The sequence below is a fragment of the Pantoea sp. BJ2 genome, assembly GCF_040255075.1.
GTDB lineage: Bacteria > Pseudomonadota > Gammaproteobacteria > Enterobacterales > Enterobacteriaceae > Pantoea > Pantoea leporis.
The window spans coordinates 1,819,172-1,832,523 of the sequence record NZ_CP158292.1 but is presented as its reverse complement, the minus strand read 5'-3'; the positions used below and the strand labels follow the sequence as shown (position 1 = coordinate 1,832,523).

The window sequence follows — 13,352 nt, the reverse complement described above, 5'->3', positions numbered from 1 at the left end:
CTCAACCGCCCAGCAGACGATGAATACGGGTCAAACCTGCGGCCAGACGATCGGCTTCTTCTTCGGTGTTGTACAGCGCGAAGGAGGCACGACACATGGCCGGCACCGCATAATGACGCATCAGCGGCATCGCACAGTGATGGCCGGTGCGGATCGCAATACCGTATTGATCAAGGAAACTGCCGACATCAAAGGCGTGATGGTTGCCGAGGTTAAAGGCCACCACGCCGCTGCGACTTTCCGGACCGTAAATCACCAGATCCGGCACCGAAGCCAGTTTATCCAGCGCATAACGCATCAGCATCGATTCGCGCTGATGAATCACGTCCAGGCCCAGTTCGCTGATCCACGTTAACGCCGCACCCAAACCAATGATGCCGCCGGTATTCGGCGTGCCCGCTTCGAAACGCCATGGTGTAGTGTTAAAGGTGGTGCCGGTTGGCAGCACAACATCCGAAATCATCGAACCGCCGCCTTCCCAGGGTGGCATGATCTCCTGCAACGCTTTACGCGCATACAACACACCAATGCCGGTCGGACCATAAATCTTATGGCCGGAGAAAGCGTAGAAGTCGCAGTCGATATCCTGCACATCCACCTTGTGATGCATCACCGCCTGCGCGCCATCCAGCAACGTAATCACACCAGCGGCTTTCGCTTGTGCCACGATAGCTTTTACGGGATTGACGGTGCCGAGCACGTTAGAAACGTGGGTGACCGCCAGCAAACGGGTGCGGCTATCAATCAAGCCGCTCAGCTGTTCCAGCGCCAGCTCGCCCTGCGCATTCAGCGGCAAAACGCGAATTTCTGCGCCGGTACGCTGCGCCACCATTTGCCACGGCACGATGTTAGCGTGATGCTCCATCTCGGTGACGATGATGTTGTCGCCCGGCTGCAACTGACTGCCGCCCCAACTGTTCGCCACCAGATTGATGGCTTCCGTGGTGCCTTTGACGAAAATAATCTCTTCTGGCGAAGCGGCGTTAAGAAAACGCGCGGCCTGATGACGTACGTTCTCCATGTCGGTGGTCGCCTGCGCGCTCAACGAATGGATACCACGGTGCACGGCCGCATAGCCGTGCTGGTAGAAATAACTTTCCGCATTGATGACCGCGAGCGGGCGCTGTGCGCTGGCCGCGCTATCAAGGTAGGCCAGCGGATGTCCGTTGACCTCACGTTTCAGAATCGGAAATTCCGCTCTGATGCGTTCGAGATCGAAACTCATGACTCAACTCCCGGGATACGCGCGGCAATGCGCTGCAGCACCACCTGACGCAATACCGGATTTTCCAGCGTTTCGGTGAGTTCAGCGGCAAAGGCATGGATGATCATACGCTGTGCGGCAGTCTCATCGATGCCGCGCGAGCGCAGGTAGAACATCTGCTCTTCATCAATACGACCAATGGTCGCACCGTGGCTGCACTTCACGTCATCCGCATAGATTTCCAGCTGCGGCTTGGTGTCCACTTCAGCCAGACGGCCCAGCAACAGGTTGTTGTTGGTCATCTGTCCATCGGTTTTCAGCGCGTGCTGCGCCACTTTGATCATGCCGTTGAACACCGCACGACCTTTATCGCGCGCGATGACTTTATGCATCTGACGGCTGGTGCAGTAGCCTTTGTTGTGTTCCAGATAGCTGCGGGTATCGCACACTTCCTGATTCACCGGCAACGACAAGCTGTTGATAGCCAGATTGGTATTTTCGCCATTAAGCTGCGCGCTGGTGTTATGACGCGATAAGCCGGCACCCAGCAGGAAGCTAGTGGTGGCCACATTCGCATCGCGGCCCATCACCACATCATTGTGCGCGAAGTGGTAAGCCTTCTCGCTCTCGAATGACAGTTTGATGTGCTGCAGTTTGGCATTGTCGGCCACGTCGAAAGTGAAACGCGCGCCGGTAAAGTGCGCCACGTCATTCAGCGTGACATAGTGCTCAATCACTTCCGCTTCTGCGCTGGCTTCCAGCTGCAGATGGTGGCGATGGTGCACGGTGTTGGTGCCCGCATCCTGACCGCTGGTGATGTGCAACAGATAAAGCGGTTTAGCCGCTGATTTGCCACGCGCCAGACGAATTGTCGTGGCTTCTTCTGCCAGACTTTCAGTAAGATGCAGGAACACTTCCGGCTGAATCGGTGCCGGTAGCGGACGACGCTCAGAAGCCTGCGCAAGCTGAATTTCAAACAGGCCGGTATCACGGCTGCTCAATTCAGCCTGAAAACGGCCGTCAACAAACACCAGACGCACCGCATCAACCGGCAGCGCCAGCGCTTCAACTTGTTCCGGGCTCACTTCCTGCGGCTGCGGCAGCACAAACTGCTGCGCCAACAGGCCATCAAGCGGCGTGTATTTCCAGTTTTCATGCTTACGCGTCGGCAGGCCGACACGCATCAGTTGCTGCCAGTGCTGCTGCGCCTGCAAAGAACGTACGTCACCGCGCGATTCAAACAGATGATGCCACTGCTGCAGGGCGTTATCACTCCTGGTCGGTAAGCCAGCCATAGCCTTGCTCCTCCAACTGTTTCACCAGCGAGAAGTCGCCAGATTTAACGATCTTGCCCTGATACAGCACATGTACGTGGTCTGGCTTGATGTAATCCAGAATACGCTGGTAGTGCGTCACGATGATGAATGAACGCTTACCGTCGCGCAGGCTGTTTACGCCTTCTGCCACGATTTTCAGCGCATCGATATCCAGACCGGAGTCGGTTTCATCAAGGATGCACAGCTCAGGTTCCAGTGCCGCCATCTGCAGGATGTCGTTACGCTTCTTCTCACCACCGGAGAAGCCCACGTTAACTGAACGGGTCAGCAAATCTTCTGGCATCTTCAGCAGCTGGATTTTATCTTCGATGAAATCCTGGAAGTCGAAACGGTCCAGCGGCTCCTGCTCACGGTATTTACGTACCGCGTTGACCGAGGTCTGCAGGAAAAACTGGTTGCTGACGCCCGGAATTTCTACCGGATACTGGAACGCCATGAAGATGCCTTCACCGGCACGCTCTTCTGGCTCAAGTTCCAGCAGATCTTTGCCCTTGAAGGTGACAGAACCGCCAGTGACTTCGTAATCTTCACGGCCAGCCAGCGTTGCAGACAGGGTACTTTTACCTGAACCGTTCGGTCCCATGATGGCGTGGACTTCGCCCGGTTTCACTTCGAGGTTCAGACCGCGCAAAATCTCTTTGTCTTCAACGCTAACCTGCAAATCTTTAATGCTTAACATACTCTTTCCTTCACATTGCTTCCGGCAACGGGCATCAGCCCACACTGTGCTCAAGGCTGATAGCTAACAATTTTTGCGCTTCCACGGCGAATTCCAGTGGCAGCTCGGAGAAAACGTCTTTGCAGAAGCCGTTGACAATCATTGAGATCGCATCTTCTTCGCTGATGCCACGCTGCAGGCAGTAGAACATCTGATCTTCACCGATGCGCGAGGTGGTGGCTTCGTGCTCCAGATGGGCGGTATTGTTGCGCGTTTCCACATATGGGAAGGTGTGCGCACCGCACTCGGCACCAATCAGCATCGAGTCGCACTGAGTGAAGTTACGCGCGTTGGTCGCGGTTGGCATGATTTTCACCAGGCCACGATAGGTGTTCTGACTCTTACCGGCAGAGATACCTTTGGAGATGATGGTCGACTTGGTGTTTTTACCGATGTGAATCATCTTGGTACCGGTATCCGCCTGCTGGCGGCCTGCGGTCAGTGCGACCGAGTAGAACTCACCGATGGAGTAATCACCGCGCAGAATGCAGCTTGGATATTTCCAGGTGATCGCCGAACCGGTCTCAGACTGCGTCCAGGACATCTTGCTGTGATCGCCTTCGCACAGGGCACGTTTGGTCACGAAGTTGAGGATACCGCCCTCGCCTTCGCCGCCTGGGAACCAGTTCTGTACGGTGGAGTATTTCACTTCAGCGTTTTTATGGATGATCACTTCTACCACTGCGGCGTGCAGCTGATAGGTGTCACGCACAGGCGCAGAGCAACCTTCGATGTAGCTGACGTAGCTGTCTTCATCGGCGATCAAAATGGTGCGCTCGAACTGACCGGTTTTTGCCGCGTTGATGCGGAAATAGGTCGACAGCTCCATCGGGCAACGTACGCCTTTCGGGATATAAACGAAGGTACCGTCAGAGGCCACAGCGGAGTTCAGCGCAGCGAAGAAGTTATCGTTTGGCGGCACGACGGTGCCGAGATACTTCTGCACCAGCTCAGGGTGATCGTGAATCGCTTCGCCGAACGAGCAGAAGATGATGCCCTGCTCCGCCAGCTTGCCGCGATAGGTGGTTGAAACGGAGACGGAGTCGAAAATCGCATCCACCGCCACTTCACGACCTTCACGCACCGGAACGCCTAACTGGTTGAACGCGTCTTCCACTTCCTTCGTCAGGTAGTCGCTGGACGCGACGCTGCCGGAGGTTTGCGTGGCACCGGGTTCAGAAGCACAGCTGTCATCGCAGTTGCCGCAGGACGGCGCGGAATAATAGCTGTAATCCTGATAATCCAGTTTCTCGTAGTGCGCTTTCAGCCAGTGCGGCTCTTCCATTTGCTCCCAGGCGCGGAACGCCTTGAGACGGAATTCAAGCATCCATTCAGGTTCGTTACGTTTAGCCGAAATGGCGCGCACCACATCTTCATTGATGCCGTGGGCAAATTCTTCAGTTTGTAACTGGGTAAAGAAGCCCTCTTTATAGTTGAGCTTACCTTCCCACATTTGTACATCGTCAGATGCTTCGCTGTGTCGTGACATATTTCACTTACTCGACGCCAAAGCTTTCACCGCACCCGCAGGCGTGTTGAGCTTTAGGGTTGTTGAATTTAAAAATCTGGTTAAGACCTTCGCGGACATAATCCAGCTCGGTACCGTCAACAAACGGCATCGCCTGAAGTGGCACAAACAGTTTTGCGCCGAATTGCTCAAACTGCAGGTCGTCATCGGCAGGATCTTTCACCAGGTCCATAACGTACCCAAAACCGGCACAGCCGGACGTTTTCACACCCAGTTTCAAGCCCTTGACTTCAGGGTCTTGTTCTACCAGGTTAAGAATCTGTTTCGCTGCCGATTCGGTCAGCGTGAGCCCTTTCCAGACGAAATCTTCGGGTGAAAAAGAGTCGGCATTTACTGATGACATTGTGCTACCTCGTATGTCTGGGCCTTTTCAGGCTATCCCCCTATGGTAGTGATATCAGATATCACTTCAACCTCTTGTTTTGCAGGGATAATCATCTCGTGCTGTTTTTTACTGCTGCTTTATTAAGCATAGTCGCTTCAAAGCAGATTGACGGCAGCATTCCCGTGCGCGCCTGACCAACGTAACCCGTTAAATTGTCGTAAAATTTCCAAAATCAATTTTACGTTTCCATCCTGATTGATAGGTTACGCCTTTCCACTATGTAAAGAAATTGTTATTACCGATTTTAGTAACAGGCAGAGGAAATCAATAAAATTTCACAGCGGGAATTGCATTCCTGACGCGGTTTAATATGATAATGATTATCATTAACCTAAAAAGGTGGCGATATGACGCTTACCGTCTCAGCCTGGTTACAACATAAAATCGACGAATATAAGTTTTCGGTGCGTGATATCACCGTTGACTTCTACATGGCTCAGGCAAAGCTCAACCGCACTGATTGCACACTCGACCAACTGCGTCGCTTTAACGACACCTGTCTTGATATGGCAGAAATCTGCGAAATCAACGGCGACGATCACAGCTTTCTGCATGCCATGGGCAAGCTCCATCATCGCTTAGTGCAGGAGATGGGCAATGCCGATCGTGACCGTTTGTTCCGGATTCAGGCCTATCAACTGGCGCGCCTGTCATTAACACGCTTGTGTCATCAACTGGCGCTCAGCGGCGAGTGGGATCAAGCCACCCGCCTGCAGAGTGATTTTGTTCGCCACGCAGGCTGGATATTCTAATCCAGCTTTGTGACGTCTCCTACAATTTGTTTACATCATTTCCAGTAATGCTTGCAGTGGATGACGCATGCCATTGCCTTCTGCGCGTTTTACCTGACTACGACACGAAAAACCGGTTGCCAGACAGCGCTGACGCGGCAGCTTTTGCAATTGCGGATGCCAGGACAGCTCGTAAATCCCCAGCGAATTCTCCAGGTTTACGCTTTCGTGGCCATAGGTTCCCGCCATTCCGCAGCAGCCCACATTGACGTTTTCCAGCTTCGCACCAAAGCGCGCAAAAATGCTCTGCCACTGATTCGGCGTGGACGGTAGCGCGGTCACTTCGGTGCAGTGCGCAAACAGATACCAGGCTTCGCCGCTGGCGGTTTGCTCCGCACGTGCCGACAAGGCGGTTTGCAGCCACTCATGCACCAGTTGTACGTTAAACTCGCCGCGCTGCTCGCCCAGCACCTGATGGTACTCATCGCGGTAACAGAGCACGGTCGCCGGATCGACACCGACCATCGGCATGCCCAGTTTTGCCACGCGATTGAGAAAATCAGCGGTTTTGCTGGCGGTGCGCGCAAAGCGCTGCAGGAAGCCTTTCACATGCTGCGCCTTGCCATTCGGTGAGAACGGCAGCAGCACCGGACGATAACCGAGTTTCTCAATCAGCTTGACGAAATCGGTGACCAGCTGTGCCTCGTAATAGCTGGTGAAGGGATCTTGTACCACCAGCACGCAGTTTTCGCGTTGCGCCGCATCCAGCGCTTCTAACTGCTCCAGCGTCAGGTTCATCGCCGGATGGCCGCCTAACTGCTGCTTGAGGCTCGGCGATGACAGCAGCGGCAAATCCACCATGCCGATATGCTTTTTGCTCAGCTCGCGCATCCACGGCTGCTTGAGGAAAAAGTTGAACACCTTAGGCGCTTTGGCCATCAGCGGCGCGTAACTCTCCACGGTGGCTACCAGATGATCGCTCATCGGGCGCAGATAGCGGGTGTGATACAGCTGCAGGAAGCGTGAACGGAAGTTCGGCACATCGATCTTGATTGGGCACTGCGTCGAGCAGGCTTTACACGCCAGGCAGCCCGACATCGCCTCTTTCACTTCGTGCGAGAAGTCATATTCGCCCTGATTTGCGTGCCAGGTATTACGCGTGCGCTGAATCAGCGTACGCAAGCTGGCGCCCTGTTTCGGCAGCGCCTGCTCAAGTTGGGTAGGATCCACGCCCTGCTCGGAGAGCAAACGCAGCCATTCACGCGTGAGTGTGGCGCGCCCTTTCGGCGAGTGAATGCGGTTGCGGGTAATTTTCATCGACGGGCACATTGGGCTACGTGCATCAAAGTTGAAGCACAAACCGTTGCCATTACACTCCATCGCACCGCGCCACTCGTTGCGCACCGTAACCGGAATCTGCCGATCATAGGTGCCGCGTTTCACCGCATCAACCTGCATCATCGGTTCATCACTGCCGAGCGGCGTACAGATTTTGCCGGGATTCATGCGGTTGTCAGGATCGAACGCGGCTTTGATGCGGCGCAGCTCATTGAATAACGTTTCGCCAAAGAACTCCGGGCTGTACTGCGCGCGGAAACCTTTGCCGTGCTCGCCCCACAATAAACCGCCGTAGCGCGCGGTCAGCGCCACCACTTCATCAGAGATCTGCTTCATCAGCAGCTCCTGCTGCGGATCGCACATATCCAGAGCCGGACGCACATGTAGCACGCCAGCATCCACATGCCCAAACATGCCGTAGCTCAGGCCGTGACTGTCGAGCAGCGCGCGAAAATCGACGATGTAATCCGCCAGCTGTTCTGGCGGCACCGCGGTGTCTTCCACAAACGGAATCGGCTTGGCGCGCCCTTTGGCATTCCCCAGCAGGCCAACCGCTTTTTTGCGCATATTATAGATGCGCTCAATGCCGCCTAAATCGTTACACAGTTGATAGCCAATCACGCCGCCCATCTGCTGCTGCATCAGCTCATTTAAGCGCTGACATAGCGTGCTGATCTGCTGCTCAATCAGTTCGCCATCATCACCGGCAAACTCCACGATGTTGAGCCCCAGCAACTGTTTATCTGGCACATCGGTAATTAATTCATTTACCGAATGCCAGACGATATCTTCTCGCGCCAGATTCAGGACTTTTGAGTCAACGGTTTCAACCGAAAGCGCTTTGGCTTCCACCATTAAAGGGGCGTTACGCAGGGCTGAGTCGAATGAATCGTATTTGATGTTGACTAGACGGCGCACTTTAGGGATGGGGGTGATGTCGAGGCGCGCTTCGGTAATAAAGGCCAATGTGCCTTCCGCGCCGCACAGCAAACGCGTCAAATCAAACGTCTGCAAATCGTCGCTGAACACATGACGCAGGTCGTAGCCGGTCAGGAAGCGATTGAGCTTGGGGAATTTCTCCAGAATCAGATCGCGCTGTTCGCGGCAGCGACTCAACACCTGCTGGTAAATGCGCCCTTCCGCGGTCGGCGTGCTGGCCAGCTGTTCCGCCAATTCAGTCGGCATGGCGCGCGTATCAAGGATGTCGCCACCCAGCAGCACCGCGCGCAGGCCTTCAACGTGATCGGAGGTTTTGCCATACACCAGCGAACCCTGGCCTGAAGCATCGGTGTTGATCATGCCGCCGAGCGTGGCGCGGTTGCTGGTGGAGAGCTCCGGCGAGAAGAAGAAGCCATACGGCTTGAGCCACGCATTGAGCTGATCTTTCACCACGCCCGCTTCAACCCGCACCCAACCTTGCTCGGTGTTGATTTCCAGGATGCGGTTCATGTAGCGCGACAGATCCACCACGATGCCCTGATTCAGCGACTGTCCGTTGGTGCCGGTGCCGCCACCGCGTGGCGTAAACACCAGGCTGGTAAAACGGGTTTCACCGGCAAGGCGCGCAATCAACGCCACATCCGCCGTCGAGCGCGGAAACAGCGCCGCATCAGGCAGCAGCTGATAAATACTGTTGTCGGTGGCAAGCGAGAGGCGATCGGCATAACTGGTGGCGGTATCGCCGGTAAAGCCTTGCTCTTTCAAGGACTGCAGGAATGTCAGCACCAGTTGAACGAGGCCCGGTGCCTGAGAAATCTGTGGGATCATTATTGAGTGACCGAGATGTTGTAAACGTTTGCGTCGTGATTTTTTTCAGCCCTTGGTTTTATCATACTTTTCTGCTGGCTGCTGTTTTTTCAGGAAAGCGCGCCGCCGTCGCTGCTTTTCCTGTTTAATTTTCAGGAAATAGATCATCATTAATCAGGGCTGTTCAGCCCCACTCTGAAGGATTCAATCGAGGTTAACCGTTGTGATGAAAGACCTGCAACGCGGTATGGATTTACCGCAAATGCTGTTTTCACTGATGTTCATTCTAATCATGATCATCGCCAGTCTGTGGGTGGTGCAGCCCTTTATTCTTGGCTTCGCCTGGGCCAGCATGGTGGTGATCGCCACCTGGCCGTTGATGATTCGTCTGCAGCACATGTTGTGGGGACGGCGCTCGCTGGCGGTGATCGCCATGACCATTTTGCTGTTACTGCTGTTTATTATTCCTATCGCTTTGCTGGTCAGCAGCCTGATTGATAACAGCGCGCCGGTGATCGCCTGGGCAACGCAGCGCCATCTGGTAATGCCTGACTTCGATTGGTTGCGACAGATTCCCTACGTCGGCAGGAAACTCTACTCGAGCTACCACAAATTAGTGGATGGCGGCGGCGCGGCGATGCTGAATCAGGTGCAGCCTTATATTGGTCGCACCACTGGCTTCTTTGTGGCGCAGGCCGGCCACTTCGGCCGCTTTATGATGCACCTCATCGTGATGCTGTTGTTCAGCGTGCTGCTCTACTGGCGCGGCGAGCAGGTGGGCCACGGCATTCGTCATTTTGCCTATCGCATGAGTGGACGCCGTGGCGATGCCGCAGTGCTGCTGGCCGGTCAGGCGATTCGTGCTGTGGCGCTGGGCGTGGTGGTCACCGCGCTGGTTCAGGGCGTGCTCGGCGGCATTGGTTTAGCCATTTCCGGCATTCCTTACGCCACGCTGTTAACCGTGTTGATGATTCTGACCTGCCTGGTGCAGCTCGGGCCGCTGGTAGTGTTAGTGCCAGCGATTATCTGGCTGTACTGGAGCGGCGATACCACGTGGGGCACGGTGCTGCTGGTGTGGAGTTGCGTGGTCGGTACGCTGGACAGCGTGTTGCGTCCGGTGTTGATTCGCATGGGTGCCGATTTACCGATGATCCTGATTCTTTCCGGCGTTATTGGCGGATTGATTGCTTTCGGTATGATTGGGCTGTTTATCGGTCCGGTGGTCCTGGCGGTGTCTTATCGTCTGGTTTCAGTGTGGATGCATGAAGCGCCCGAACCGGATGACGATGTGCAGACCGCCATCGAAGCGTTGGCCGATCACGAAGAAGAACTACATTAAGCGTTCCCCGCCGGGTCGCCATTCATTCATGGCGACCTCATTCACATTAACGCCCACTCAGCGAAGATACACGTTCTCTCAGTTTTACACTGGCCTTACTTTAACCCGCCTAATGCCCCAACATCGCCACCGCGCATTTCTTACTGATAATAATTTTTTTTCATAAGCGGTTTTTAAGAAAAAACGCAGTTTTAGGCGCTTTAGGCGGAATTCTCTTACGGAATGATTATTTTTACAGCTGAATTGCCGCTTAGCAGGGAAGAAAAAGGCCACGAAAGGTTATCAGCTTTAAACTAATAAGAGGATTCTTAAAGACGCCAGCGAGCCTGATCAATAACATGTTTCCTATGTTTTGAATCAAGCTACTGATTTCTAAACAACCTTATTCCCCTGAGTAAAGTGAAGAATTGCTGTGTGTAGTCTTTGCCCATCCCCTGTGATGGGCTTTTTTTTGGCTTTTTTTTAGACAAAAAAATAAGGTCAGCAGCGCTGACCTTGATAATTACACTAATGACACATCAGATTCTCATCTGATGCATCAAATTACCGCCTGGTTAATGTTTGGATGCGTTCAGCTCTGCCAAACTCAACCAGGTTTCAACCACGGTATCCGGATTAAGCGACAGGCTATCAATGCCCTGCTCCATTAACCATGCCGCAAAGTCCTGATGATCCGACGGTCCCTGACCACAAATACCGACGTATTTGCCCTGTTTTTTCGCCGCTTTGATCGACATCGATAACAGCGCTTTCACGGCATCATTACGTTCATCAAACAGCGCGGACACCACGCCAGAGTCACGATCTAGGCCCAGCGCCAACTGCGTCATGTCGTTGGAACCGATGGAGAAGCCATCGAAGTGCTCGAGGAACTGCTCAGCCAGCAAGGCGTTGGACGGGATCTCACACATCATGATCACTTTCAGGCCATTCTCGCCGCGCTTCAGACCGTTTTTCGCCAGCTCGGCGACCACCGCTTCGGCTTGATCGACGGTACGCACGAACGGAATCATGATTTCAACGTTGGTCAGCCCCATTTCGTTACGCACGCGCTTCACCGCTTCGCACTCCAGCTTGAAGCAGTCGCGGAAGTTGTCAGCAACGTAGCGACCGGCGCCACGGAAACCGAGCATCGGGTTCTCTTCTTCCGGCTCATAACGCTCGCCACCCACCAGGTTGGCGTATTCGTTGGTTTTGAAATCGGAAAGACGAACAATCACCCGTTTCGGCGCAAATGCGGCACCCAGCGTCGCAATCCCTTCGGTTAGACGGCCGATGTAGAACTCAATCGGGTCATCAAAGCCTTTCATCATCTGACGAATCTGCTGCTGCAATTCCGGCGTTTGCTGATCAAACTCCAGCAACGCTTTGGGATGCACGCCAATCATACGGTTGATGATGAACTCCAGACGCGCCAGGCCAACACCTTCGTTCGGCAAGCAGGCGAAATCGAAAGCACGATCCGGATTACCGATGTTCATCATGATCTTCAGTGGCAGTTCCGGCATGGTATCGACCTGCGAGCTGGTCACTTCGAAGTCCAGCAGTTCGTCATACACATAACCGGTATCACCTTCGGCGCAGGAAACCGTGACTTTGTGGCCATCTTTCAGGTGATCGGTGGCATCGCCACAGCCCACCACCGCCGGAATGCCCAGCTCACGCGCGATGATCGCTGCATGGCAAGTACGACCGCCGCGATTGGTGACGATGGCTGAGGCTTTCTTCATGATCGGTTCCCAATCGGGATCGGTCATGTCGGTTACCAGCACGTCGCCTTTTTCAATGCGATGCATCTCGCTGATGTCGTGGATGACTTTGACTTCACCGGCGCCGATACGATGACCAATGGCGCGGCCTTCGACCACCACGTTGCCTTTGCCCTGCAGCGTATAACGTTCCATCACCTGACCGTTGGAGCGCACCGTTTCCGGACGCGCCTGCACGATGAACAGTTTGCCGGTGTGGCCATCTTTCGCCCATTCAATGTCCATTGGGCGTTTATAGTGCTGCTCAATCAGCACCGCCTGACGCGCCAGCGCCTGCACTTCGTCATCGGTTAAGCTGAAGCGATCGCGCTGTTCCTGCTCGACATCTTCAATGCGCACCTGCTCGCCATGCTCCTGCGAATCCGCATACACCATGCGCAGCTTTTTTGAGCCCATGGTGCGGCGCACAATCGCCGGACGATTGGCGGCCAGCGTTGGTTTATGCACGTAGAACTCGTCGGGGTTCACCGCGCCCTGCACCACCATTTCGCCCAAACCAAAGGCGGACGTGATAAACACCACCTGATCAAAGCCCGATTCGGTATCAATGGTGAACATCACGCCCGACGAGGCGAGGTCCGATCGCACCATGCGCTGAATACCGGCCGAGAGCGCCACGCCGCGATGGTCGTAGCCCTGATGCACACGGTAGGAGATGGCACGATCGTTAAATAAGGAGGCATAAACGTGCTTCACCGCGATGATGACCGCGTCATAACCCTGCACGTTAAGGAAAGTCTCCTGCTGGCCGGCAAACGAGGCGTCGGGCATATCCTCGGCGGTGGCTGACGAGCGCACCGCAAAGGAGGCGTCGGCATCATCAGCAGAGAGTTGTTCGTAGGCGCTACGAATTGCCGCTTCCAGTTCAGGCTGGAATGGCGTGTCGATCACCCATTGACGAATCTGTTTACCCGCTTGCGCGAGCTCAGCAACATCATCAACATCCGTTTTATCCAGCAAATCATAGATCCGCTGGTTCAGTCCGCTTTGATCGAGGAACAGATTAAACGCGTAAGATGTGGTCGCATAACCGTTTGGTACGGAAACTCCCAGCGACGACAAATTCGTAATCATTTCTCCAAGGGAAGCATTCTTGCCTCCCACCCGATCAACATCATGCATGCCAAGCTGGTTGTACCAGAGCACTAGCGACTGTTGGTCTTGATTGGACATTGAGATTATCCTTTTAAATGATGTGAATACACATGGAACATTTTGCTATTCGCCAAAACAGCCTGGCACAACCGATTAATAAAG

Annotated in this window: 9 protein-coding genes and 1 other RNA gene; 3 read left to right on the top strand and 7 right to left on the bottom strand. The window is 54.3% G+C overall.

What is annotated here, in order from left to right; translation table 11 throughout:
• Position 1: 1 nt before the first annotated feature.
• Genes sufS through sufA form a run of 5 tightly spaced genes read right to left on the bottom strand, consistent with a single transcriptional unit; the run spans position 2 to position 5,130 of the window.
• Positions 2 to 1,225 carry a cysteine desulfurase SufS gene (gene sufS / locus AAF463_RS08445; RefSeq protein ID WP_350261852.1) on the bottom strand — a complete coding sequence of 408 codons (1,224 nt, stop codon included), beginning with the start codon at positions 1,223 to 1,225 and terminating at the stop codon, positions 2 to 4.
• Complete coding sequence (sufD, locus tag AAF463_RS08440) at positions 1,222 to 2,499, bottom strand: Fe-S cluster assembly protein SufD (protein ID WP_350261851.1); 1,278 nt, start codon at positions 2,497 to 2,499, stop codon at positions 1,222 to 1,224. Before sufD ends, sufS begins: the two co-directional genes overlap by 4 nt.
• Complete coding sequence (gene sufC, locus AAF463_RS08435) at positions 2,474 to 3,220, bottom strand: Fe-S cluster assembly ATPase SufC (protein ID WP_008102973.1); 747 nt, start codon at positions 3,218 to 3,220, stop codon at positions 2,474 to 2,476. The genes sufD and sufC overlap by 26 nt, the downstream gene beginning before the upstream one ends.
• Positions 3,221 to 3,254: 34 nt before the next feature.
• Positions 3,255 to 4,748, bottom strand: coding sequence for a Fe-S cluster assembly protein SufB (sufB, locus tag AAF463_RS08430; protein WP_101764559.1), 1,494 nt, complete (start codon positions 4,746 to 4,748; stop codon positions 3,255 to 3,257).
• Between the two features lie 7 nt (positions 4,749 to 4,755).
• A complete protein-coding gene (sufA, locus tag AAF463_RS08425) occupies positions 4,756 to 5,130 on the bottom strand; it encodes a Fe-S cluster assembly scaffold SufA (protein WP_007892717.1) in 375 nt (124 codons plus the stop codon).
• A gap of 389 nt (positions 5,131 to 5,519) precedes the next feature.
• Here sufA and AAF463_RS08420 point away from each other — a divergent pair, with 389 nt between their 5' ends.
• Positions 5,520 to 5,924 (top strand): hypothetical protein, encoded by a 405-nt coding sequence (locus tag AAF463_RS08420; RefSeq protein ID WP_101764560.1) that lies wholly within the window; start codon positions 5,520 to 5,522, stop codon positions 5,922 to 5,924.
• 30 nt (positions 5,925 to 5,954) lie between these two features.
• Here AAF463_RS08420 and AAF463_RS08415 read toward each other — a convergent pair whose 3' ends face one another.
• The gene (locus AAF463_RS08415) at positions 5,955 to 9,008 is read right to left on the bottom strand and encodes an FAD-binding and (Fe-S)-binding domain-containing protein (RefSeq protein ID WP_350261850.1); all 3,054 of its coding nucleotides are present in this window, start codon (positions 9,006 to 9,008) and stop codon (positions 5,955 to 5,957) included.
• A gap of 205 nt (positions 9,009 to 9,213) precedes the next feature.
• On the opposite strand from AAF463_RS08415, the gene ydiK reads away from it, so the two are divergent.
• Both ydiK and rprA read left to right on the top strand, forming a co-directional pair.
• A complete protein-coding gene (gene ydiK / locus AAF463_RS08410) occupies positions 9,214 to 10,326 on the top strand; it encodes an AI-2E family transporter YdiK (RefSeq protein ID WP_101764562.1) in 1,113 nt (370 codons plus the stop codon).
• Positions 10,327 to 10,673: 347 nt separating this feature from the next.
• An RNA gene (gene rprA, locus AAF463_RS08405) (antisense sRNA RprA) lies at positions 10,674 to 10,781 on the top strand.
• Positions 10,782 to 10,880: 99 nt separating this feature from the next.
• Here the strand turns inward: rprA and ppsA are convergent.
• Positions 10,881 to 13,268, bottom strand: coding sequence for a phosphoenolpyruvate synthase (gene ppsA, locus AAF463_RS08400; protein ID WP_110866023.1), 2,388 nt, complete (start codon positions 13,266 to 13,268; stop codon positions 10,881 to 10,883).
• Positions 13,269 to 13,352 lie beyond the last annotated feature (84 nt).

Bases quoted from the DNA above. Each gene is read 5' to 3' on its own strand.
- ydiK (WP_101764562.1), top strand. From the start codon at position 9,214: ATGAAAGACCTGCAACGCGGTATGGATTTACCGCAAATGCTGTTTTCA.
- AAF463_RS08420 (WP_101764560.1), top strand. From the start codon at position 5,520: ATGACGCTTACCGTCTCAGCCTGGTTACAACATAAAATCGACGAATAT.
- ppsA (WP_110866023.1), bottom strand. From the start codon at position 13,268: ATGTCCAATCAAGACCAACAGTCGCTAGTGCTCTGGTACAACCAGCTT.
- sufB (WP_101764559.1), bottom strand. From the start codon at position 4,748: ATGTCACGACACAGCGAAGCATCTGACGATGTACAAATGTGGGAAGGT.
- AAF463_RS08415 (WP_350261850.1), bottom strand. From the start codon at position 9,008: ATGATCCCACAGATTTCTCAGGCACCGGGCCTCGTTCAACTGGTGCTG.
- sufC (WP_008102973.1), bottom strand. From the start codon at position 3,220: ATGTTAAGCATTAAAGATTTGCAGGTTAGCGTTGAAGACAAAGAGATT.
- sufA (WP_007892717.1), bottom strand. From the start codon at position 5,130: ATGTCATCAGTAAATGCCGACTCTTTTTCACCCGAAGATTTCGTCTGG.
- sufD (WP_350261851.1), bottom strand. From the start codon at position 2,499: ATGGCTGGCTTACCGACCAGGAGTGATAACGCCCTGCAGCAGTGGCAT.
- sufS (WP_350261852.1), bottom strand. From the start codon at position 1,225: ATGAGTTTCGATCTCGAACGCATCAGAGCGGAATTTCCGATTCTGAAA.